This window comes from Pseudomonas sp. NY5710 (genome assembly GCF_013305665.1).
GTDB lineage: Bacteria > Pseudomonadota > Gammaproteobacteria > Pseudomonadales > Pseudomonadaceae > Aquipseudomonas > Aquipseudomonas juntendi.
Window position 1 is genome coordinate 1627336 of the sequence record NZ_CP045554.1, and the last position, 23710, is coordinate 1651045.

18 protein-coding genes and 2 pseudogenes are annotated in these 23710 nt (G+C 56.7%); 11 read left to right on the top strand and 9 right to left on the bottom strand.

The window, feature by feature from the left end:
• Entirely contained in the window at positions 1 to 564 is a 564-nt protein-coding gene (locus GEV39_RS07420) for a hypothetical protein (protein ID WP_173888024.1), read from the top strand.
• A 234-nt stretch (positions 565 to 798) separates the two neighbouring features.
• Here the strand turns inward: GEV39_RS07420 and GEV39_RS07425 are convergent, their stop codons facing one another.
• Together GEV39_RS07425 and GEV39_RS07430 are read right to left on the bottom strand one after the other, a co-directional pair.
• Positions 799 to 1938 carry an AAA family ATPase gene (locus GEV39_RS07425; RefSeq protein ID WP_173888025.1) on the bottom strand — a complete coding sequence of 380 codons (1140 nt, stop codon included), beginning with the start codon at positions 1936 to 1938 and terminating at the stop codon, positions 799 to 801.
• A gap of 249 nt (positions 1939 to 2187) precedes the next feature.
• A complete protein-coding gene (locus GEV39_RS07430; RefSeq protein WP_173888026.1) occupies positions 2188 to 2520 on the bottom strand; it encodes a DUF7693 family protein in 333 nt (110 codons plus the stop codon).
• Positions 2521 to 2786: 266 nt separating this feature from the next.
• Between GEV39_RS07430 and GEV39_RS07435 the strand changes: the two genes are divergently transcribed.
• The 4 genes and pseudogenes from GEV39_RS07435 (at position 2787) to drt2 (ending at position 6700) form a co-directional block, all read left to right on the top strand.
• A protein-coding gene (locus GEV39_RS07435) for an IS3 family transposase (RefSeq protein WP_173888027.1) occupies positions 2787 to 3949 on the top strand; the annotation gives its coding sequence in 2 pieces (ribosomal slippage) (positions 2787 to 3042 and positions 3042 to 3949; 1164 coding nt in all).
• A 129-nt stretch (positions 3950 to 4078) separates the two neighbouring features.
• Positions 4079 to 4306: a hypothetical protein gene (locus tag GEV39_RS07440; protein ID WP_173888028.1), complete on the top strand. Its 228-nt coding sequence runs from the start codon at positions 4079 to 4081 to the stop codon at positions 4304 to 4306.
• 194 nt (positions 4307 to 4500) lie between these two features.
• Positions 4501 to 4713 (top strand): annotated as a pseudogene (locus GEV39_RS25995) (hypothetical protein).
• Between the two features lie 691 nt (positions 4714 to 5404).
• Positions 5405 to 6700 (top strand): antiviral reverse transcriptase Drt2, encoded by a 1296-nt coding sequence (gene drt2, locus GEV39_RS07445; RefSeq protein WP_249414326.1) that lies wholly within the window; start codon positions 5405 to 5407, stop codon positions 6698 to 6700.
• 291 nt (positions 6701 to 6991) lie between these two features.
• Here drt2 and GEV39_RS07450 read toward each other — a convergent pair whose 3' ends face one another.
• A complete protein-coding gene (locus GEV39_RS07450) occupies positions 6992 to 8788 on the bottom strand; it encodes a reverse transcriptase domain-containing protein (RefSeq protein WP_173888029.1) in 1797 nt (598 codons plus the stop codon).
• 507 nt (positions 8789 to 9295) lie between these two features.
• Here GEV39_RS07450 and GEV39_RS07455 point away from each other — a divergent pair.
• Complete coding sequence (locus GEV39_RS07455) at positions 9296 to 10144, top strand: hypothetical protein (protein ID WP_173888030.1); 849 nt, start codon at positions 9296 to 9298, stop codon at positions 10142 to 10144.
• 106 nt (positions 10145 to 10250) lie between these two features.
• A complete protein-coding gene (locus GEV39_RS07460) occupies positions 10251 to 10934 on the top strand; it encodes a metallophosphoesterase family protein (RefSeq protein ID WP_173888031.1) in 684 nt (227 codons plus the stop codon).
• A 120-nt stretch (positions 10935 to 11054) separates the two neighbouring features.
• On the opposite strand, the gene GEV39_RS07465 is transcribed toward GEV39_RS07460, so the two are convergent.
• Entirely contained in the window at positions 11055 to 12071 is a 1017-nt protein-coding gene (locus GEV39_RS07465; RefSeq protein ID WP_173888032.1) for a Tle-like phospholipase domain-containing protein, read from the bottom strand.
• A gap of 584 nt (positions 12072 to 12655) precedes the next feature.
• On the opposite strand from GEV39_RS07465, the pseudogene GEV39_RS07470 reads away from it, so the two are divergent.
• Positions 12656 to 13308, top strand: a pseudogene (locus GEV39_RS07470) (IS3 family transposase); the annotation flags it as partial.
• A gap of 471 nt (positions 13309 to 13779) precedes the next feature.
• Positions 13780 to 14778: a sensor domain-containing diguanylate cyclase gene (locus GEV39_RS07475; protein WP_173888033.1), complete on the top strand. Its 999-nt coding sequence runs from the start codon at positions 13780 to 13782 to the stop codon at positions 14776 to 14778.
• Between the two features lie 81 nt (positions 14779 to 14859).
• On the opposite strand, the gene lpdA is transcribed toward GEV39_RS07475, so the two are convergent.
• The 4 genes from lpdA to GEV39_RS07495 are packed head-to-tail and all read right to left on the bottom strand — an operon-like array spanning position 14860 to position 19794.
• Positions 14860 to 16239, bottom strand: coding sequence for a dihydrolipoyl dehydrogenase (lpdA, locus tag GEV39_RS07480; RefSeq protein ID WP_173888034.1), 1380 nt, complete (start codon positions 16237 to 16239; stop codon positions 14860 to 14862).
• 2 nt (positions 16240 to 16241) lie between these two features.
• Complete coding sequence (locus GEV39_RS07485) at positions 16242 to 17501, bottom strand: dihydrolipoamide acetyltransferase family protein (protein ID WP_173888035.1); 1260 nt, start codon at positions 17499 to 17501, stop codon at positions 16242 to 16244.
• A complete protein-coding gene (locus tag GEV39_RS07490) occupies positions 17502 to 18560 on the bottom strand; it encodes an alpha-ketoacid dehydrogenase subunit beta (protein WP_173888036.1) in 1059 nt (352 codons plus the stop codon).
• A 1-nt stretch (position 18561) separates the two neighbouring features.
• The gene (locus GEV39_RS07495; RefSeq protein WP_029887003.1) at positions 18562 to 19794 is read right to left on the bottom strand and encodes a 3-methyl-2-oxobutanoate dehydrogenase (2-methylpropanoyl-transferring) subunit alpha; all 1233 of its coding nucleotides are present in this window, start codon (positions 19792 to 19794) and stop codon (positions 18562 to 18564) included.
• Positions 19795 to 19992: 198 nt separating this feature from the next.
• Here GEV39_RS07495 and bkdR point away from each other — a divergent pair, with 198 nt between their 5' ends.
• Together bkdR and GEV39_RS07505 are read left to right on the top strand one after the other, a co-directional pair.
• Positions 19993 to 20478, top strand: a complete 486-nt coding sequence (bkdR, locus tag GEV39_RS07500) for a Bkd operon transcriptional regulator BkdR (protein WP_003254485.1) — start codon at positions 19993 to 19995, stop codon at positions 20476 to 20478.
• A 230-nt stretch (positions 20479 to 20708) separates the two neighbouring features.
• Positions 20709 to 22049, top strand: coding sequence for an MFS transporter (locus GEV39_RS07505; RefSeq protein ID WP_173888037.1), 1341 nt, complete (start codon positions 20709 to 20711; stop codon positions 22047 to 22049).
• Between the two features lie 102 nt (positions 22050 to 22151).
• On the opposite strand, the gene GEV39_RS07510 is transcribed toward GEV39_RS07505, so the two are convergent.
• Positions 22152 to 23512 (bottom strand): IS3 family transposase gene (locus GEV39_RS07510; protein ID WP_238706607.1). Its coding sequence is split into 2 segments (ribosomal slippage): positions 22152 to 23044 and positions 23044 to 23512, totalling 1362 coding nucleotides; the frame shifts between segments, so codons are not numbered across the junction.
• Positions 23513 to 23710: the final 198 nt, after the last annotated feature.

Genomic DNA, 23710 nt, shown 5'->3' on the forward strand with positions numbered 1-23710 from the left:
ATGAAGCGAGTCGAAAGGGATTTCATCACATTGTTTAATTGTCTGTGGTACCGGGATTTCCCGGTGTCTGAGGCGCATGCCATAGCAGGACGTGCCGACTGGACAATCCATCTTGGACTGGTCGTAAGGCAGTGCGCCACGCTGCTTGGCGCGAGAGCTTTGTTTGAGCAAGGGGGGCGTACAGATGCGGTGATTCGCTATAGCGACGCTGACACACTTTCGTTTGTGGAATGGGAGTGGAAGCGAGCCCACACTGACATCAATGAGTTCTCTAAGCTGCTACAAAAGACCGATGGGGCTGTTTTCCAGACCTTCATTGGCTACAGCAGGGTTACCGATCTCAAGCTGACGACAGATCAGATCTGCGAGCACTGGCAGACTGCAAACAAGCCACTGGTAGCTTTCTTGATTACCTACGAGATGGTCGGGAGCAGCCGGCGTTTCAAGGAGCTGCAGACCTACATGTTTGCCAAGGGTAAGTACAAGAAGATCCGCTCTCAGCCTGCTTTGCCCTGGGAAGTAAATCGAGCGAAGGCGAATAACGAGTCTGAGGAAGCCGCATGATCGGGCGGCGCGGCTGATAAGCCGGTAATGGGCAGCGAAATCAGGTGACCCCTAGACTCCTGCCCATTCCTTAAATTCCCCTACCACTGCTCCTAGGCATTGGTAGGGTTGAGAAGGCCTGCGTACTCGTTGACCGTTTATTTAGAACCAAGCAATTAAGTAGCTCGCTGTCGACGGCATTGACACCGAAGCTACGAGAATGTCGCTGCTACGGACACGAAGTGGCCGCCTATGTCAATTCCAGATGTGGCGAAGCCGCCAATGGATGAGCTCATCTGCTAGGCGCCGCATCTCTCGAGCAGCGTGAGAGCGCGGTGCGAAGTCCACGAATGCGCTGTAATACCCATACTCTTGTTCCGGAGGCAGAGCGTCTTCCAGCATCTCAATGGCAATCCGATACGCGCCGGTCAATTCAGTATGCAGTAGAGGAAACCTCAACGAATCGACCAGCTCAAGTACCCGCTCGCGGCGCCGACAGATCGAGTATTTTGATTCGTTGATCTCCTGGTACTGCTCATCGCTCAGTTCCACGAAGTCACCAACAAACTCCTCAAACGCCGTGCTGACGCCTCCCACATCACAATTGGTCAGCAAGCCGAAATAGCTGGGTGCCGTCTCACGACATTTGACGTCCTGCAGTGCTGTGACGAATTTTCCAGCGCTGCGTACAGCCATCGAACAGTTGGTGTCCACGACCACGGCAACCAAGTTTGCGAAGCGCCGCACAAGCTCCAGCTCACCATTCACGTCAAACAACACGTAGTCGTGCCGCGCGATCAGACTGCTCAGCTTCTCGGTGGCTCGCTGTTTCCGCTCCAGAGCTTCCAGTTCTTCAGCATGTACAAGCTGGTAGCTAGCTCGTTCTTTCGGGGGCAGGGCCGCCAGGTGGTCGCGAATCTTTTTACGTCGTTGCTTTACTGCAGACGGGAAGGTGATGAGATCACGCTCATCGTAGAACCCAACTCGACCCGCCCAGCTACCAGGCTCCGGCACCTCGCCATCTTCACATGCATAACGGTGGTTAAAGTCATTGGTCACCACGGCCACCCTGAAGCCTAATTCAGCAAGTGCGGCAGCGAGGTTCACAGTGATGGATGTCTTCCCGACGCCTCCCTTGTAGCAGGCGACAGCGAGGGCAAGCCCGCGCGGTTTTGCTTCGATCTGAAGACCCAGTTTTCGAATGTTGATCCCTGAACGAGCCAGGAAGCTCCATAGCGCAGCGGGGGAAGGTAAGCGTGAGGTGACGTTGCCGCTCTCGGTTTCCCAAGATCTCCAGGTTCGCTCAGCAACGTTGGCCCACATTGCTGCGAGGTTGACGCTAACGTCTGCAGCTTCGCGCAGTTCTTTCGCGTGCTTTCGCAGTTGGTTGTCCATGATCGTCCTCCGAATTTGGGAAAGCCGCAGCCTAACCAAATCCGAGATGGCGCGAAATTATGAGCAATGTGCCGGTCTTTTTTTCACTATGAGCATTGTGCTGGGATGAGCACGGGGGAAGAGCTTTAGGTGCGGGGAGCAATCGGGGCCCATGGGCGTCACGGATGGAAACGCACAGGGCTGAGACATCGCTATAAGCCGTGGCTTGGTTCACAACAGCTGGGCCATCTGGGGTACGCCAGCTCCTGACTAAAGAGCTTTCAGCATCCGCTCTAGGCTCTGATGCTCCCATGTCGATAGCAGAGCAATCGGATCTGTCCGATCACCTGGATCGAAACCCCAGCTGTTTCCCTCCGGACTCACGCACCGCTCGCAGTAGTCCAGCTCATCACAGTCGTTGTAGATCGTGATCCGCCATCCCTCTACATCGACCTCGAAATGGCCGGCGTATAGCTGTTCCCAAGACTGGTTACCGACCTTAGTCATTGTCCGGCGTCCGAGCACCACCTCTCGCAACACCTGGCAGACCTCTCGGGCCGTCAGCGCGCCTGGTGGTATGTCGTGGTAGCGTTCTGTATTCATGCGCAGGTGAGTCCCTCCTTTATCCAGTCGGGTATACCACAATGAAGGCGCGTACTCTCGAGAGTTATCCCGGCGAGCCACGCGCGCACGATTAGCCGATTGAATGTGCGGGTTAGATCCTGCGCCGCGTTAGGAGGGCGTTCCAAGGTTTACTTCCGCAAAAACTTTTCAGCTCGCATGCTTGGCCTCCAATAGCGTTTACTGTAGTGGTCTACTAACCCCGGACACCCATTTAGGCGAGAATGCTCGCCACAGAGAGGTGTCTGATGACCAAGCAACGCCGTACCTTTACCCCTGAGTTCAAGCGCGAAGCTGCCTGCCTGGTGCTCGATCAAGGCTACAGCCATGCCGAAGCGGCCCGTTCGCTCGGCTTGGTCGAGTCGGCACTGCGCCGATGGGTTAATCAGCTTCAGCAGGAGCGCGGCGGCGTTACGCCGGCCAGCAAAGCGTTGACGCCAGAGCAGCAAAAAATCCAAGAGTTGGAAGCCCGGATCACGCGCCTTGAACGCGAGAAATCGATACTAAAAAAGGCTACCGCGCTCTTGATGTCGGAAGATCTCGAGCGTACGCGCTGATCCGCCAGCTCAGCGATCATGAGCCCGTTGATTGTTTGTGCGAAGTGTTTGAAGTCACTCGCTCAAGTTACTACGCACATCGTCACAGAAGGCGAACTCCGGACGTTGAACGACTGCGGTTGCGCAGTCGAGTGAATGAGTTGTTCACGCGAGGTCGAGGTGCGCCCGGCAGCCGTACCATCAAGGCAATGATGCAAGAAGAAGGTGAGCAAATCGGGCGGTTCAAGGTACGCAGCCTGATGCGTGAGCTGGCGTTGATCAGCAAGCAGCCAGGATCACATGCGTACAAAAAGGCCACAGTGCAGCGGCCAGATATTCCGAATACCTTGAACCGAGCGTTTGATGTCGAAGCGCCAAATCAGGTCTGGTGTGGAGACATAACTTACGTCTGGGCTCAAGGCAAATGGCACTATCTCGCAGTTGTACTGGATCTCTACGCACGCAGAGTGGTGGGCTGGGCCTTATCAGAGAAGCCGGATGCAGACTTAGTCGTCAAAGCGCTGGACGTAGCTTACGAACAGCGTGGAAAGCCTCAAGGACTACTGTTCCACTCCGACCAGGGATCGCAATATGGCAGCCGTCAGTTCCGCCAGAGACTGTGGCGCTACCGCATACGCCAGAGCATGAGCCGCCGAGGCAACTGTTGGGATAATGCACCGATGGAGCGAGTCTTCCGCAGCTTGAAATCAGAGTGGATACCGACCACGGGCTACCTGACCGGGCAGCAAGCTCAACGAGACATTGGCCAATACCTAATGGGCCACTACAACTGGATCCGGCCTCATCAGTTCAACGATGGACTAGCTCCAGCGAAAGCAGAAGAAAAACTCAAAACCGTGTCCGGGATGAGTTGACCACTACACTCGCCAATCCCCGCAGGGGCTACTGCCGCTGTAAAATCCTCTCTAGAGGCAGTAACGGCCAGATCTGCCTCCAGGCGATAGCATAATCTCAAGGAGCAAAGCCTGGTGTTAAGGACGATCATGGAGTTGATATTCGCGGTGAGCGTGGCTATGACAGTGTTCACTGTCGTCCTGATATCGTGCATCATCCTGTGCCTCGGATTGTTGCTCGTGCTTGGCATCGATGACAGATTCGTGAACCCCGTTGTGGCTTACGTCGCGTTCCCTGAGGCCGTTGTAATCAGCGGGTATCTGCTGCTTCACTACTGGAGGCAGATCTCCGAATTCGTGAGTTCGATTTCACCTTGATGCCTTTGGTGCTGCCCTATTGCTCACGGCGGGTCTCCCTCTGTGTCGAGATTCAGCGGCGTCGCGTGTAATGGTGGCAACGGAGGTTTACCTGAAATGCCGGTACCCAGCTGACCTCCATGCCCGCGACTTCCAAGATAATCGAGCGTAGTCATCGACACCGAACGCCCGTTAGTCAGACCCTCGGAGTGAACATGGTGGAGAAGAATCTCAGCAGCGTATTGCCTCCTGATCATCCGATGTAGTCGGATGCCGTGGAGGCTATGAAGAGGTATCACCAAGCCCAAGCCGATTGTATCGGTGGCGCTGAGCTTGAGCGCCTACGGCTGTTAGCTGAACACGGCTTTCAGGCAGTCACCGACTATCAATTCCAGGCGCTTGGCGGGCCATCCAAGACCAGCCATTAGTAAGGAACGCTAAACGCAGTGCGGTCTGTCTGCCCCAAGAGTGGTGGAGTAAAGGCCCTCTCCCAGGTTCAGTCTGTCCACATCGACCTAATGCTGACGAGTTGGAATCTGCCCTCCCGCACGGTTAGTCAGCAGGCCACAGTCATCTAGATGCTGCCAAGCCTGACTTGACAACCATCAGGTCGTGGCTTTTACCTTTCAAAGATAATACTGATGACAATTTAGATTTGAGGTTATCGGTCAGTGCTATCCGTGGTTTAATTGGAAAATTAGTCAGCTTTTTGACGCCAAATCTGCTTGATTTAAGAGCTCTAGAGTGGTGTGGGCGATTCAGTTCGCCGAAGGTTGATAGAGGATTGTTGGGCTTGTTTTACTTGGTGGGCTCTGCTAAATTCTCAAGCGCTCGTGGTATATGATCACGAGGTGAATCACAGATTGTCAATCTCAACCATATTTGTCGCCCAGGCGACCAACAGGCTGAGAGCGAACGAGCGGAACTTGTTCTTCATTGAGCACCTCCGAGCGAAACAATTATCGTGATCCTGACATTATACGTCATCCCTAGCAATTGCGGCCTAGTTCACGTTACCGTTTCGGTACGCGGGAATGGATAGTGTGGGGAACATTTAAGATTAGCCGGTGAGGTAGCCAGGGAATGCCGCCATCCTAGCCTCACCGGTTGGCTTATTTCATGGATAAATTAGCTGAAATGGATAGCCGCGAGTGGTATAAGCCCAGGAAATATCTTCATTTTGATCGCCCTGTTGGCGTGAATAAAGCATTAAATTATGTAGCAAATCCTGATAAGGTTAGTACGCATTCATTTTATCCTTTTATTCGTAATGTCGCGCTTTCCACTAAAATAAGCTACAATTCTAAGCATAAAATATTTACTCAGGTTAATAAGCGGCGAAATATTTCTTATGCTGCGCATATAGATTCGCATATATATGCTTATTATTCAGCTATTTTAAGTGCCGCGTATGAAAAGGAGCTTGCACTGCACGGCTTGGGTACTTCGGTGTTAGCGTTTCGCTCAGTAGATGGCAAAAGTAATATCCACCATGCTCACGCGGCGTTCGAAGAGATCAAATCACGCGACGAGTGCAGCGTACTTTGTTTTGATATTAAGAGTTTTTTCGATGAGCTTGACCATGGCCTTATCAAAAAAGCTTGGGCAAGATTGCTCGGGTTGAAAATTCTTCCCAAAGATCATTTTGCCGTTTATAAGGCTATAACGAAATATTCTTGGGTTAGCAAGGTCGCAGCGTTTGAGGCTCTAGGTGTCTCGATTCACAATCCCTCCGTTGAAAATAATCGCTTGTGCATGCCTGAAGCTTTCAGGGAGGTTGTGCGCGCTGGAGAGTTAATCAACCCGAATCTGGAGGCATTTGGTATACCTCAAGGGTCTCCAATTAGTGCGCTAATATCCAACTTCTATATGCTAGAATTTGATCGTCAAATGATTGCCTTTTTGGCCGCAACAGAGTCGGTGTACTACCGGTACTGCGATGACATTATGGTGGTTTGTCCAATCGAATTTGAAACAAAGGCGCATGATTTTGTTGTTGAGGAAATACGAAAGCTTAGGCTTGAAATACAGCATAAGAAAACAGACGTCCGGCAGTTTAAACGTAATCGCCGTGGTGAACTAGCTGCAGAAAAGCCAATACAGTATCTGGGTTTCATGTTTGATGGGAGTCGCATTTACCTTCGGCCCGCATCTTTGACACGCTACTATCGTAAAATGCGTGTAAAAATTCGGCTAGCCAAGAAGTCTAGAGAACGGATCAATGCTCTTCGTAGAGAAAGGGGTGAGGTGGATCGTGAGCTATTTCTCAAATCGATATATAAAGGATATTCACATCTCGGACGCCGGAACTTCATAACATACGGGTACAGAGCCGCAGACATTATGGATTCTAAAACCATTCGTCAACAGCTCCGCTCTCACTGGCGTAAAATCCAGAAAGAAATCAGAGCCTGAGCTCACACCTTGAATGAGCCCCAGCACTTGTCTGGCCGAGCGATGATGAATTGTCGGCGATAGGGACAGCTTGGTGGCGATGAGGGTGGCGCGCTTGGTCGCATATCATACCATTCGTGTTAGAGAGTGGTGTGATGTGTACTTGGCTGCTAGGTCTGCCTGCCCTGGGCTGGCCATTGATCAGTCAGCTATCCTGCAACCAGATCCCGGTCATTTGGGACAGGGTATTGATACAACTACGTAGTCCATCGCTGACGGCGCGGCAAAGCCCCATCGAGCTCTGGTCATCCATCAAGCTGACTTAGCCTTCTGAAAGAGTTCTTTATGGTGCTCTGTTTGGTAGCTGCTGCTAAAAATGCCCTTGCCGAGAATGTGGGGCAAGAGGTTTAGCGATCCATTCTCCAGATGGTCGTACAGCCTTTTTAGAAGCTGAAAGTCGGCTCTTTTTGTAAAGTTATTCAAGCTCTCCAGTGGTATGAAACCGTAAAGCGCTGCGTCGATATTGTTTTTAGCGCCCCTAGCTGTAACGCCGATCACTTTCATTGAGTCGTTGAACATAGGGCCACCGCTATTTCCCTCCATTAGCGTAAAATCTACCAGCCAGAGGTCGAGGTCAACCTGTCGACGCCGTTGAGTAGTATGGCCTTTCGCGATGTAGTGTTCCGTACCGTCTCGATGTTTAGGGAAACCGATAGATAAAACCGGATCAGTGGGGCGAATAACAGTTTTGTCACATTTTCGCAGGGCAGGGATATTTTGAAACTCCTCGTTGGGATGGAAAACAGCCAAATCTGCTTTCTTGTCCGAAAGGATAAGCTCTGCGGTGTATTCTTTCGGATCACCGGCACGGTGTAACGAAATCGCGTGACGAGCGATGGTTTTTGATACACCGGTCACGACGTGTTCGTTGGTCACAATGCCGACACCCTCCAGAAGGAAGGCTGTTCCTTGGCTTTCCTCAATGATGTTCTTCACAACAAAAATAGAGTTTCCTAGAATTTCTTCCGGCGATTTTTTGAATTCAGGATTTTCTTTGCCTATTGCAACTGTGAACTCGTACGCCAATCGACGGTATATCTTGTCCCCTCGCCCTCTAACCATCTGGATATAATTCAATCTTCCTTTGACCACCTTGATATAAAAATCGCCCGCATTGTCCTTTGTTCGCAGAATTTGTCGTGGCTGCAGCGGCTGATTCTGGCCCTCAAGGATCTCCAGATATCTGGCCTCTGCTAGCTCAGGCCCGTAGCGCTTAAGGGCATTGATCATTGAACTCGTTAAACGGATAAACTCTCTGGTGACGTTCGGCATATCGTTAACGACAAGCCCCGTTACCATTTGTCGCTGCGTTCGGTGCTGAAGGCGCGTCTTTTCAGGATTTATGATGAACCCATTGGATTTGATAATTTCTTCCAGCTCACGCCCAGGTATCGCTCTGCCGTCTTGGGAAATTTCGACAATATCCTTCGGTAGATGTTTTGCGGTGCTGGTAAACGAAAAAGTGATGTCATCAGCATATCTGGTGAAATGACATTTGCCTGACTTCGCTAGCGCCTGCAGCTGTGAGTCAAGCTTCCGGCAGATCATGTTAGATATCAGCGGTGACGTAGGGGCGCCCTGAGCTAATTTTCCATCGCTACAACAGATTTGTGCCATCACCGTAGCAACATTGTGGGGAGCATTAAATGGATGAGCCATAAATAAGTTTCTGACTCGCCCGAAGTGAATGCTTTCGAAAAAATCTTTCAAATCAATGTTGAATACATATCTTTTTCTGGAGTGAATCTGGGCATTTGTCTTAACGTTCCTGCCCTTGACGAAGCCATGGCTGGAAGATTTAGGGGAGTAAAACTTTTCCAAGTGCGGCAAAAGTGCATGCTGAATTGATTTCATCACCCGTTTTGGGGCTTTGATGGATCGATGGGTTTTATTTTTCTTCAAAATGGAAAAGCTGACGTAGTGGCTGCCCTTCCTTTTGTAAAGAAAGTACAGTAATTTGTTCTGGTCAACCTTTAAAAGCTGGCAGAAACTATCAAGGCTGCTAAAGCCTGGGGCAAATAAATTCTTGAGAATTTCGTCGATATCCATTCGTAGTACCGGGTCTCGGGGCTATTTTCTCTTCTACCAGCGCCATCGTTAACGTCAACTCCGAGCACGATCAGGCAAAGCTACCCTTGCAGTGGCCACCGCATATAGTCAGTGGAAAGTTAAATCGTGCCCCGAGCCCGATGGTAAAGTGATATCACGGCACGCATTTGTGGTCAACGTGTACTCGAAGAGTCTCCGGGCCGGTTTCAGAGAATCAAGCTCAAAAGCGACATTTTTCGTTTTCTTGATTCAGCTTGTTTAGAGGTTTGGCACTGGTGTGTGTATAGATCTGGCAAACTCGAACGTTCATGCTCCAGACTCCTGCCTACAGGGCAGCTGGTTGCAGCAGATCCCGAAGGCTGCGCCCAAATCGTTTGGGTGCCGCTCAACGGCTGAAACCGCTTCCAACTGCCTTTTCGGTGACCAGTGCCTGTGCAAAATTGAGGCAAGATGACGAGCGCATGTGCGATTATCCCGCTCACATCTTGATCTGAGTGAGGACTAGTTGTGTCAGGGATAAAGCTGCCAACAGAGTCATGGCTTGAAGGAATCAACGAGACGCTGGCCAAGGAGGGATTGATCCCTGAGCGTCGCCCGATCGAGGCGTTTCGCAGGTGGTGCATTGATTCTCAGCAAAGCCTGGCCTTCGGCGCGGAGGCAACCAAAGTCATAGGGGAGTGGTTCAGTAGGAACACCACCTATGGGCTACATGTCCGCCAGCCTTTCGGCAGGGCCGCGTTCTATTGGGACATGGCCTTCGTCGAGGTCGTAATGCCTGTGGTCTACGGGCGTCCGCAGATCTCTCCGCTGGAGCAGTTCAGAAACGTACCAACTTATCTGGTGCAGCGTCTGGCCAGCTCCCCTGAATCTCTTGAGGCCTACGAACAGCACTTTAGTAACGCCTATGGCGTCTTTGTGATGGAAGAGAACATCAGGCGCCTCGACGAGGCTAACCCGTCAGCTGTTTGCCAGTTCGTGGTGGCGGCCTCCCGTCAGCTCACTAGCGCAACCGCAGCACTTCTTAGCTCCCCTCCCAGTGCGAAGGCCCTGGAGGACGCACGTCTAGCTGTGGAGATATCCATCAAGGCTGTGCTCGTCCTAATGTTGGGGCATACGGATGCGACGCTTCAGAAGCGGTTCAGCCACCGACTTGTACCGCTGAGGACGGAGCTGCTTAAGGTCAAGCCAGACCCAGGCTTCACCGAGGCAGAGCTCGCGATCTACCCCGAAGTCTCTGCGCGCTACGGTGACCTCCCAGATGATCGGGTGAACCTCTGGAAAGGCTATGAGTTGGCGCTTCGTGTCGTTGCGATGAGCTTTGAAATCATCCAAAGCGAGCTGCTGGCCAGGCAGTGATGGATTGGCGGCACCAAGAACGGATTGGTGTGCACGGGAAGGGTGGGACGCACTTGAAGGGCGGTTCATCGCAAACCAACCGGAAATTTTCAGCAGGGTCTTAGGAATGATTTGCTTTCTCGGCGACGTGCATGGGCACTTCGATCATGTAATTCGACTCGTGAAAGTCCATCGTCCCGACGCAGTTGTCTTCCTAGGTGACCTTGAATGCAGCTTGCCTCTAGACACGATCCTGCGTCCGATCCTTGGACTTACCGAGATCTGGTACATACATGGTAATCACGACACGGATCAAAGGAGCTACTGGCACAATCTGCATGGCAGCGGCTTCGCTGGCCGCAGCCTGCATGGTCGGGTAGTGGTGGTTGCAGGTCATCGCATAGCGGGGCTGGGTGGCACCTTCGAGTCCCAAGTTTGGCTACCAGGCAGCCCAGATACCGGCATCCAGAATTATGAGGACTTTCTCGAGCGCCTAGCTCTCCGGCCGCAGCATGCAGACATCGTAGCCACCAAAAAGCAGAGCGCGCGTTCGGCAATTTTTCCGGACGACTACTTCACTCTCGCAATGGAGAAATCAGACATTCTGGTCTGCCATGAGGCCCCTAGCTGTCACCCATATGGCTACTCAGAGATTGATGAGCTCGCCCAGGCAATGGGCGCACGAATGGTTGTTCATGGGCACCATCATGACTCTCTCGACTACAGGTCTAAGTGGCCGAAGCTGGGATTTGAGGCTTACGGAGTAGCATTCAGATCCATAATGGCTATCGATGGATCGGTCATCAACTGAGGCGTGGAGGGGGGAGCCGCTTCGTCATAAACTCTTTCCATTCCTGCGAGAAGACGTTGACCTCAGAGTCATATGGGCTTGTTGGAATGGCCGGGAGAATCCCGGCCGGCTCAAACAGAGTTAGTCTTCAAGTACACAGCTATAGGCGTGCGGGAAAAATTTTGACTCAAGCGGAGCTGTAGGCTGCAGCTCTTTCCTGATGGGGATCTCAGACTTTTCTTGGGTGAGGCAGCTACGGAAACAGCTGTGCGCGATGATCTCAAGCGGCTCAGTCCATTGATCCTTGTGCCCCTTGGATAGGCGGGAGTCTGCAATCCACAGCATCTGTCTCGCGGCCCCCCAGCGGTAGTGCGCGTAAATCCCATTAGAGTCCACGAGTTCGAAAACCGCCGTCTGACCTTTGCCTGGTTCGATTGTGCCCATGGTTGGCAGCCAGCTGAACCAAGGCGACCTCAGCGCACTGAGAGCTTCGCCACTTGAATAAGCAAGCCAAGTCTTTTTCTTCATGGACTCGCTGGCAGCCAGTTTTGAGTAGATTTTAGGGCTTGGGTTGATCGCCCACACCTCGCTGATGAACGGTTCTAACCCCGAAACCTTCAGGACGTGTACAGCGAGCGCTCCACCTAGAGATATGCCCGTCAACACAACCCTTTTCCCCTGAACCTGCGGATCACTCAACTGCTTCTTGGTGTATGCCACCGCCAAGTCGTACTGCCTGGTCGCGAACGGGTCAAAATTCGTCGCCCAATCGCGAAAATCGTTTGATCCAGTGAAAGCAATGATGATCTCTTCAGGCTGCCTGGAGTCGCGGGGTTTGTGCACAAACGTTGCAGCTTCGAACCCCGACCAATCCTTTTTGCCTGGTGGCTCAAGAGGCCGAAGGTTCGATGGATCAGTAAACCAGTGAGCCCGAGAACTTTTGTCAGATCGATCTCCCTGCAGGGTAAGCGCTGCAGCTAGGCCATACATGTACCCTCTCGTAGCAGCGTCTTCTGTTTGGGCGTCCCAATTCCGATGCTCTAGATATCTGTCATTGCACCAGACATAGCCTGATTCACCCCAAGTATCGTAAGGATTAAACCAAGAGCAACCGCTCAGCGTACTAGCGACCAATATGAGAAACGCAGTTTTCTTCATAGCCCACCCCTCCATGTGTTCTGATCTGCCTGTATGGCTTACCGCCATCATTAATGCAATAGGCTGAGGAGCATTTGAATCAGCAAGCTTGATGTGAGGATGACACGATGAGTCGCTCGCTTAGTGCAATCGAACCTTCGGGCTCGAAGAGATCGATTCACCGGTGAGCGCTACCGGGCGGAGGCGCGGCTACGAGATCTACGTGATGTGATGAAGGCGGGATACCTATCGAGTCTCCCCGCAGGGGCTGTGGTTGCATTCCTGGACTCGAAGACGGCTGGAGAATCGGATCGGAGCGATCACCACCCCGCGTAATGAGTTACGAGGTGTGCCCAAACCTTCAATGCCTCGCCATCTTGGCGAAGGGCTTTGAGAGCCTCTACTGCAGAAATTTTCGTTGGGCATCCGCCGATGAGAAAAGTTTTGTCGCGCCCCCCACGGTAAAGGTGCAACAGGGTAAGAACCATGATCTGCTGTACCGGCCTCATGGATCGGTATGCCTTACGCATGGCCTTCAATAGTGAATCGCCGCTGGTTTCGTAGACACCTCCAAACCTCATAACGAGGCCCAAATAGGAGGTGCTATGAGTCGTCAGCGTTACCCCGAAGAATTCAAGAACGAAGCGGTCAAGCAAGTGACCGAGAAAGGCAAGCCTGTCGCCGATGTTGCCCAGCGTCTGGGGATGTCCGTTCGCAGCCTTTACGCCTGGATCAAGCTCTACAGCAAGCCCCAAGAACAGCGTCAGCAAGACGATGATCAGCAGGCCGAGCTGCGTAAGCTACGCGCTGAACTCAAACGCGTGACGGAAGAGCGAGACATCTTAAAGAAGGCCGCCGCGTACTTTGCCAAGGAGTGCGGCTGAAGTACGCCTTTATTAAGAAGCACTCGACGGATTACCCGGTACGTCGCCTTTGCCAAACCCTCAAGGTACATCCCAGCGGCTACTACGCCTGGCTGGCCGAGCCTCAGTCTGCCCGAGCCAAAGAAGTTCAACGGCTACTTGGCTTGATCAAGCATGCTTGGCTGGGAAGTGGCAGTGTGTACGGCTATCGCAAAATTCACGATGACCTGCGTGAACTGGGAGAAACCTGCAGGCGAAATCGGGTCGGGCGCCCGATGCAGGCAGAGTGGCTGCGTTCGCAAACGGGCTATCGGCGGCGCCCAGGATTTTATGGCGGGAAGCCAACCGTAGCCTCGCCGAACTACCTCAGCTCATCTCTCAGCTGGGCCGCCCCTGTCATTGGCATCGATGATCCGAAACTTTATAGAGCTTTGCTATCACAGATTCCCCTTCGTTATAGGTCGGTAAGCGATCCTCTGCACCTGAGTCAGTTTGTCGTCCGCGCGTCCAATAGGCGGCAGGACGCCTATTCAGCCGAAGCGGAAATGGCGATTTTTTTCTATTTGGAATCAGTAGGTTATTTGGTTTTGCCTGTGTGAGGGGGAGGGCTGCCTGCCCGGATAACAGTTCAATTCCTGCCTGGGACGCCATTTCCCCCTCTGTTTGCCTACCTCTCCAAAGCCCTGAGGCTTGCCGCCGATCAGGCCGCCATGGCCGGTAAAAATAGACGCCGTTGGATCTCTTCCGGTCTCCCAGCGCCAGGCTTATGCTTGCCACTGACAGACATGATCTTGCCGCCTGCGGCAAACACATAATGTCGGCAGCCCCTTGATGGGCACGCAGTTGCTGGGCATCAGGGAGAGCGCATGAATCAGGAAACCAGGCCGGTGCCCGCCGGCTTCAGTGAGCAGCAGTTGCACACCTTGTTCGAGTTGGTCAGCGATGGCATCTGGGATTGGAACGCCAACACCGGCTACGTTTATCGCAACCCCGGTTGGTACGCCATGCTGGGCTATGCCAACCATTCCAAGGCCAACTCGGTATTCACCTGGGAAAGTGTGATCCATCCCGAAGACTACCCCCGGGTGATGGCGCATTTCGAGGCCTACATCGAGCAGCGCACCGAGCGTTACCTTATCGAGTACCGTTGCCGCTGCCAGGATGGCAGTTACCTGTGGATCGAGGACACTGGCTACATCATCGACCGCAACGCCGATGGCTCGGTGGCACGCATGCTCGGTGCGCACCGCAACATTGACGCTGGCAAGCGCCTGGTTGCGCAGCTGCAACAGAAGAACCAATCGCTGGAGAGCCTGGTTGCCGAACGAACCCGCGAACTGTCCTGGGTCAACCAGCAGTTGCAGCGCCAGCTGGATGAAAACCGCGAGCTGGCCGAACGCGATGCCCTGACCCGCGTCGCCAGTCGCTACCGGCTGGAAAAGGAGCTGCAACTGGAGTGTCAGCGCGCTCAGCGCTTTCGCCAGCCGTTGTCACTGATTGCCATGGACATGGATGATTTCAAGCCGATCAATGACCGCTATGGCCACGCGCAGGGTGACAGGGCATTGGTGCAGGTGGCGGAAAACCTGAGCAGCTGCCTGCGTGATTTTGACCTGTTGGCGCGTTGGGGGGGTGACGAGTTCATCATCGTGCTGCCGCAGACCGCCCTGAGCGAGGCGTTGGACGTAGCAACGCGCCTGCGCCAGGCCGTACAGCAGCTGGAGCCGGTAGGCGACTGCCGGTTGACCATGAGCTACGGCGTGGTGCAGCGGCGCGGCGGTGAGGACCAGGTTGAGCTGCTGGCGCGGGCGGACCAGGCGCTGTACCGGGCCAAGGGTAATGGCAAGAACGTCATAGCCGAGTAGCCTGTGCCGGCCCCGTGAGTAAAAAAAGACCCGCGGCGCCTCACGGCGCCGCGGGCCAAATCGGCCTTGGCCGCTTCAGTGTCAGATATGCAGGGCGTGCCCCAAGGCGCGCAGTGCCGCTTCCTGTACCGCCTCACCCAGCGTCGGGTGGGCATGGATGGTGCCGGCCACATCCTCCAGGCATGCGCCCATCTCCAGCGACTGGGCAAACGCCGTGGACAGCTCGGAAACGGCCACGCCAACCGCCTGCCAACCCACGATCAGATGGTTGTCACGGCGCGCCACCACGCGCACGAAACCGCTTTTCGACTCCAGGCTCATGGCCCGGCCATTGGCAGCAAACGGGAACTGCGCGACGATGCAGTCCAGGCCCTGCTGGCTGGCCTGCTCCGGGGTTTTGCCGACCACCACCACTTCCGGGTCGGTGAAGCACACGGCGGCAATGGCTGCCGGCTCGAAACGGCGGGTTTTGCCGGCGATGATCTCGGCCACCATCTCGCCCTGGGCCATGGCCCGGTGCGCCAGCATCGGCTCGCCAGCCACGTCACCGATGGCCCAGACATTGTGCATGCTGGTCTGGCAGCGCTCGTCGATGGCGATGCCGGCGCCGTTCATCTTCAGGTCCAGGCATTCCAGGTTGAAGCCGCGGGTGCGTGGTCGGCGGCCGACCGCCACCAGTACCTGGTCAGCCTCCAGGCGCAACTGCCCACCCTGGCCATCATTGGCCAGCAGGCAGCCATCTCGGTAACCCTCGACGGTATGGCCCAGGTGCAAGGCGATGCCCAGCTTTTTCAGCGACTCCGCCACCGGTGCCGTCAGTTCAGTGTCGTAAGTCGGCAGAATGCGCTCGCGCGCTTCCACTACGCTGACCCGCGCGCCCAGTTTGCGATAGGCGATACCCAGCTCCAGGCCGATGTAACCACCGCCCACCACCACCAGGTGTTGGGGCAGGGCTTTGGGTGCCAGCGCTTCGGTGGAGGAAATGACCGCGCCACCCAGCGGCAGCATCGGCAGTTCAACGCTGCTGGAACCGGTGGCCAGTAGCAGGTGTTCGCACTGGATACGTTGGCCATCGACCTCGACCTGCTTGCCGTCGAGCAGCTTGGCCCAGCCATGCACAACCTTGACTCCGTGTTTTTTCAGCAAGGCGGCGACCCCGGTTGTCAGGCGGTCGACGATCCCGTCCTTCCAGGCCACGCTCTGGCCGATGTCCAGGTGCGGCGAAGCCACGCTGATGCCCAGCGGTGAGGCTTCGGTGTAGCGGGTTGCCTGGTGGAACTGCTCGGCCACGTGGATCAGTGCCTTGGACGGGATGCAGCCGATGTTCAGGCAAGTACCGCCCAGCGCCTGGCCCTCGACCAGCACCGTGGGTATGCCCAGTTGCCCGGCGCGGATGGCCGCGACATAGCCGCCAGGGCCGCCGCCGATGATCAGCAAGGTGGTTTGTAGGGTTTGTTGCATGATCACTCCACGAACAGGCAGGCAGGTTGTTCGAGCAGGCCACGCACGGCCTGGATGAACAGGGCGGCGTCCATGCCATCGACCACCCGGTGGTCGAACGAGCTGGACAGGTTCATCATCTTGCGCACGACGATCTGGCCGTCGATCACCACCGGCCGCTCGACCATGCGGTTGACGCCGACGATCGCCACCTCCGGCGTGTTCACCACGGGCGTGCTGACGATACCGCCCAGCGCACCGAGGCTGGTCAGGGTGATGGTCGAACCGGACAGTTCTTCGCGGTTGGCCTTGTTGTTGCGCGCGGCATGGGCCAGGCGCGTGATCTCGCTGGCGTTGGCCCACAGGCTGCCTGCTTCGGCGTGGCGCAGCACCGGCACCATCAGCCCGTTGTCCCCTTGCGTGGCGATGCCGACATGCACCGCACCATGGCGGGTGATGACCTGCGCTTCGTCGTCGTAGGTCGCGTTGATCTGCGGGAAATCACGCAACGCCACCACCAGCGCACGCACCAGGAACGGCAGCAGGGTGAGTTTGCCGCGGCTGTCGCCGTGCTTGCTGTTGAGTTGCTGGCGCAGGGCTTCGAGGGCCGTGACGTCGATTTCTTCCACGTAGCTGAAGTGCGCGACCCGGCGCTTGGCGTCCTGCATGCGCTGGGCAATCTTGCGGCGCAGGCCGATCACCGGCACCTGCTGGCTGTCGGTGCGCTTGGCATAGCCATTCGGCGCCTGCCCAGTGCTGCTTTGCGGCTTGCTCATGAAGGCGTCGAGGTCTTCGTGCAGAATGCGCCCGGCCGGGCCGCTGCCATGCACGTAGCGAAGTTCGATACCCGCATCCAGGGCGCGCTTGCGCACGGCGGGCGAAGCCAGCGGCTTGTCGCCCGGCTGACGCGGCACGATGGGCGCGGTTTCGTGGTTGGCCGGTGCCTGGCAGGCGGCCGGCTTCATGGGTTCCTGCGGCGCTGCCGGCGAAGCTGCAGTTTCCACCTGTTTGGCCTGCGGCACATCCACATGGTTACCGCTGCCTTCCACCTCGATGCGGATCAGCTCGCTGCCGACCGCCATCACTTCCCCGGGTTGGCCGCCCAAGGCCAATACTTTGCCACTGACCGGCGAAGGGATTTCCACAGTTGCCTTGTCGGTCATGACATCGGCCACCACCTGGTCTTCGGCGATGGTGTCGCCGACCTTGACGAACCATTCCACCAACTCGACCTGCGCAATGCCTTCGCCAATGTCCGGCATCTTGATGACGTGCGTGCCCATTCAGACCTCCATGACCTTTTTCAGTGCCGCACCTACCCGCGAAGGCCCAGGGAAGTAAGCCCATTCCTGTGCGTGAGGGTAGGGGGTGTCCCAGCCGGTGACGCGCTCGATTGGCGCCTCCAGGTGGTGGAAGCAGTGCTCCTGCACCAGCGACACCAGTTCGGCACCAAAGCCACAGGTGCGGGTGGCCTCGTGCACTACCACGCAGCGGCCGGTTTTTTTCACCGACGCGACAATGGCCTCGAGGTCCAGCGGCCAGAGGCTGCGCAGGTCGATCACTTCGGCATCGACGCCGCTCTCTTCGGCTGCCACCTGGGCCACGTACACGGTGGTGCCGTACGTCAACACGGTCACGTCACTGCCTGGCCGGGCAATGGCGGCCTTGTCCAGCGGTACGCTGTAGTAGCCGTCGGGCACGGCACTGTGCGGGTGTTTCGACCAGGGTGTCACGGGGCGGTCGTGGTGGCCGTCGAACGGGCCGTTGTACAGGCGCTTGGGCTCCAGGAAAATCACCGGGTCGTCGCATTCGATCGAGGCGATCAGCAGGCCCTTGGCGTCGTACGGGTTCGATGGCATGACCGTACGCAGGCCGCACACCTGGGTGAACATGGCTTCTGGGCTCTGGCTGTGGGTCTGGCCACCGTAAATGCCGCCGCCGCAGGGCATGCGCAGGGTCAGCGGGGCGATGAATTCACCGGCCGAGCGGTAACGCAGGCGGGCCATTTCGGAAACGATCTGGTCGGAGGCAGGGTAGAAGTAGTCGGCAAACTGGATTTCCACCACCGGGCGCAAACCGTAGGCGCCCATGCCTACCGCGGTGCCGACGATACCACTCTCGGAGATCGGCGCGTCGAATACGCGCGACTTGCCGTACTTGGCCTGCAGGCCCTCGGTGCAGCGGAACACGCCGCCAAAGTAGCCGACGTCCTGGCCGTACACCACTACATTGTCGTCGCGTTCAAGCATGACATCCATGGCCGAGCGCAGGGCCTGGATCATGGTCATGGTGGTGGTGGCCATGGCGGTTTCCGGGTTGATGCTGTTGTTGTGGTCGTTCATGTCAAACCCCCAGTTCCTGGCGTTGGCGGCGCAGGTGGTCGGGCATTTCCTTGTACACGTCCTCGAACATCGAGGCAGCGCTCGGGATGTGACCGTTGGCCAGGGTGCCGTATTGCTCGGCCTCTTTCTGCGCGGCGATCACCGCCGCTTCGAATTCGGCGGTGGTGGCCTGGTGTTCTTCTTCGGACCAGTGGCCGATCTTGATCAGGTGCTGCTTAAGCCGGGCGATCGGGTCACCCAGCGGGAAGTGGCTCCAGTCATCGGCGGGGCGGTACTTGGACGGGTCGTCAGAGGTCGAGTGCGGGCCGGCACGGTAGGTGACCCACTCGATCAGGCTGGGGCCCATGCCACGGCGCGCGCGTTCGGCGGCCCAACGCGAAGCGGCATACACCGCAACGAAGTCGTTGCCATCGACCCTTAGCGAGGCGATGCCGCAGCCCACGCCACGGCCGGCAAAGGTGGTCGATTCGCCACCGGCAATGGCCTGGAAGGTCGAGATGGCCCACTGGTTGTTGACCACGTTGAGAATGACCGGCGCCCGGTACACGTGAGCGAAGGTCAGGGCGGTGTGGAAGTCCGACTCGGCGGTGGCGCCGTCGCCGATCCATGCCGAGGCGATCTTGGTATCGCCCTTGATCGCCGAGGCCATCGCCCAGCCGACGGCTTGCACGAACTGGGTGGCCAGGTTGCCGCTGATGGTGAAGAAGCCGGCCTCGCGTACCGAGTACATGATCGGCAGCTGGCGGCCCTTGAGCGGATCGCGCTCGTTGGACAGCAACTGGCAGATCATGTCCACCAGTGACACGTCGCGGGCCATCAGGATGCTTTGCTGGCGGTAGGTGGGGAAGCACATGTCGGTGCGGTTCAATGCCAGTGCCTGGCCGCTGCCGATGGCTTCCTCGCCCAGGCTCTGCATGTAGAAAGACATCTTCTTCTGGCGCTGGGCAACCACCATGCGGCTGTCGAACACCCGGGTCTTGAGCATGGCGCGCATGCCCTGGCGCAGGACCTGCGGGTCGATGTCTGCAGCCCACGGGCCCTGAGCGTTACCTTGCTCGTCAAGGACGCGGACCAGGCTGTAGGAAAGGTCGGCGGTGTCGGCAGCATCGACATCCACGGGGGGCTTGCGGGCTTGACCTGCGTCGTTCAGGCGCAGGTAGGAAAAATCGGTCTGGCAGCCTGGCCGGCCGGTGGGCTCGGGCACATGCAAACGCAGGGGGGCGTACTCGTTCATGCTTTTTACGCTCGCTCGGGTATTTGTTTTTGTGAGCTTTGAAGCGGCCGCCGCTGAGTGCCGGCTTGTGACTGGCAGGTCAGCGTCACCTACATCTTAGTGGCCCGGCAGGAGAATTTTTCTCTCAAGTTGATTGCCTTTGCCGTGCGCGGCAGATAAACATTCCGCATAACCAAAAAAAACCGGTGATTTTGTCTCATGCGCAAACTCGATCGTACCGATATCGGCATTCTCAACAGTCTGCAGGAGAACGCCCGCATCACCAACGCCGAGCTGGCACGCTCTGTGAACCTGTCGCCCACGCCCTGTTTCAATCGGGTGCGGGCCATGGAAGAGCTTGGCGTGATCCGGCAGCAGGTGACGTTGTTGTCCCCCGAAGTGCTGGGGCTGGATGTGAACGTGTTCATTCATGTCAGCCTGGAGAAACAGGTGGAGCAGTCGCTGCATCGCTTCGAGGAAGAAATCGCCGAGCGGCCCGAGGTGATGGAGTGCTACCTGATGACCGGTGACCCTGACTACCTGCTGCGGGTACTGCTGCCCAGCATCCAGGCGCTGGAGCGGTTTCTCGATTACCTGACCCGGTTGCCGGGTGTGGCCAATATTCGCTCGAGTTTTGCCCTGAAGCAGGTGCGCTATAAAACCGCCCTGCCGCTGCCAGCCAATGGCATGACCTTGCGCGAGTGAGCCATGCAGCGCCGTTGCCTTGGGAACTGTTGAACTGCGAATTCATCGAAGGCTAGGTCGCCAGCAGCCGTGCCAAACAGCGCGTGCTGGCAGTACCAGCCTGATCGCGACACCACCTGCACCGGACACGCCGCCATGGCGGCAAATCGCTCAAGGGGGCCTGCGCCGAGCGGGTTTTGCCCTTATGCTGCTAGCAGCCCGCCACCTGACCAGGGAGCTCCTCGGTACCTATGCGAAATGTATGGAAGCCGTTTCAGTCGTTGTATTTCGCCGCGCTGATGATGTTGATCGGCTCGGGTCTGCTCAGTACCTACCTCGCCCTGCGCCTGGCCGCCGACCACGTCGACAGCTTGTGGGTAGGTGCCTTGATGGCGGCCAACTACTTTGGCCTGGCAGTGGGCGGCAAGGTCGGCCACCGGCTGATCGGTCGGGTCGGGCACATACGCGCTTATGCCACCTGCGCCGGCATCGTTGGCGCGGCGGTGCTTGGCCATGGCCTGACCAACTGGCTGCCGGCGTGGGTCGGCCTGCGTATGATTGTTGGCCTGGGCATGATGTGCCAGTACATGGTCATCGAGAGTTGGCTCAACGAGCAGGCGGATGTGAAGCACCGCGGCGCGGTGTTCAGCGGGTACATGATTGCCTCGTACCTGGGCCTGGTACTCGGCCAGCTGATTTTGGTGGTGCACCCGGCGCTTGGCCCGGAATTGCTGATGCTGGTGGCTATGTGCTTTGCCCTGTGCCTGGTGCCCGTGGCCATGACCCGGCGTATTCACCCGGCACCCTTGCGCCCGGCCCCGATGGAGCCGAAGTTCTTCATCAAGCGCGTGCCGCAGTCGCTCAGCACCGTGCTCGGCTCGGGGCTGATCGTGGGTTCGTTCTACGGCCTGGCGCCGTTGTATGCCTCCAGCCAGGGCATGAGCACGGAGCAGATCGGTCTGTTCATGGGTAGTTGCATCTTTGCCGGCCTGCTGGTGCAGTGGCCGCTGGGCTGGTTGTCCGACCGTTACGACCGTGCGGTACTGATCCGCAGCGTGGCGGTGGGCCTGGCACTGGCGGCAGCGCCGTTGGCAGTACTGCCCAGCGTGCCGCTGGAGTTGCTGTTCGGCATCGGCTTCGTAATTTCGCTGTTGCAGTTCTGCCTGTATCCGCTGGCGGTGGCGTTTTCCAACGACCACGTGGAAAGTGAGCGGCGGGTGTCGTTGACCGCGATGCTGCTGGTGACTTACGGCGTTGGCGCCTGTATCGGGCCATTGGCGGCTGGCGTGCTGATGAAGGTGCTAGGCGCGCAGATGCTGTATGCCTTCTTCGTGTTCTTTGCGCTGGTGCTGGTGTGGCGCATCCGGCCGAAGGCGGTTACCGGCTTGCACCAGGTGCAGGACGCACCGCTTGGTCACGTGGCGATGCCGGCGGCCGGTTCGCCATTGTCGGCGGCCCTGGACCCGCGCGTGGATGAGCAGACCGTGCAGGATGTAATGCAGGCGCCGGTGGCGGCAGAGGATACCGAGGCGGAAGAGAAGGGGGCTGAGCAACAGGCGCCCGAGGCTGAAGAAGCGAGCAAGTCAGTGTAAGCCTGTGCTGGCCTCTTCGCGGGCTTGCCCGCTCCCACAGGTACTGCACTGCCCTCGAGGCTGGCGGTGAACCCTGGACTGCCCCCAATAAGTTGGACAGTTTCAGCTAGCAGCCCCTGCAGCATGAGCCCTGTATTTCACAGGGCTCATGCCATTGAGCTTTAGCTTGATGCGGTCATGGTTGTAGTAGTGGATGTACTCATCCAGACCGGATTTCAGTTCTTCAACGCTCTTGAAGCGCTGCGGGTAGAAAAATTCGGACTTAAGCGTACCAAAAAAGCTCTCCATAGCCGCATTATCCAAGCAGTTTCCTTTGCGTGACATGCTCTGCTTCACCCCTTGCTCGGCCAGTTTGTGGCGGTACTGCGAGTGTTGGTAGTGCCAGCCTTGATCCGAGTGGAGTACCAGTTTCGGCTTGTTTCCCAGGCGCTTGAAGGCCTTGCCCAGCATGTTGGTAACCAGCCCAAGGCATGGCCTGCTGGCCACTTCGTAGGCCACAATTTCGGCGTTGTACAAGTCCATCACGGGGGAGAGGTAGACTTTTTCCTGAGCCACTTTGAACTCGGTCACATCGGTCACCCACTTCTGATTCGGGCGCTGGGCGATAAAGTTTCGCTCCAGCAGGTTGGGCGCGATGGTGCCGACGACTCCCTTGTACGACCGATATTTTTTCGGCCGCACGAGTGAGCGAAGATCAAGCTCGATCATCAAACGCTCCACCACTTTTTTGTTAACCAAGGTCCCGCCATTGCGGATCACGATCGCAACGCGCCGGTAACCGTAAAGCCCTTTTTCCTCGTGATAGACACGCTGAATCATCTGCTTCAGAGCAGCATGCTTATCAGGTTTGGCCTGCGCTTGAAGCTGGTAATAGAACGTACTGCGCGGCAGATCCGCCAACTCCAGAACAGCGGCCAAGGGAAACCTGTCCTTGAGCGCAGACACGATCAGGGTTTTTTGGGCTGCCTTCGCTCCTGCTTCTTCAACTCTTCCAGCTTTTTTAGGTAAGCGTTCTCCATGCGCAGCCATTCAAGCTCAGCCAGCAACTGGTCGCGGCTTTTATCGGTGTCATCAGAGGTTGTGGGTTTGATGGGGTAAGGCTTTTTCGACATGGCAGCAGGTTTTCTTCTCTTGGGAGCAGGCGAAGCCGGACTTCCACTGTAGTACTGCCGCGCCCAAATGCCTATCTGCGAAGACTGACCAAGACCAAAATGGGCGGCGGTCTGGCGCAAGGAAAGCTGATGCTTGTGCATGTACTCAAGGACTGAGCGCTTGTAGGTCGCACTGTACCGCTGGCCTGGTTTACGCAGACTGAACTGGCCATGTTTCTGGAAGCTGGAGACCCAGCGCCGCAGCAGGCTGAAGTCCACTGCAAGTCGCTGGGCTACTTTTCGGAAACCTTCACCACCCTCCAGGTAGGCATGAACGGCTGTAAGCTTGAATTGGTCTGAGTACTTGCTCATATGGACACCCCAAGAAATTGGATTGGTGTCCAACTTCTTGGGGGCAGTCCACCCTGTGGGAGCGGGCAAGCCCGCGAAGGGGCCAGCACAGGAGAAACACAAACGAAAACGCCACCTCGAACGGTGGCGTTACGCTGACGCTGGGCTGGTTGTCCGACCAACAGGCGCCCGAGGCTGAAGACGCGATCAAGTCAGTGT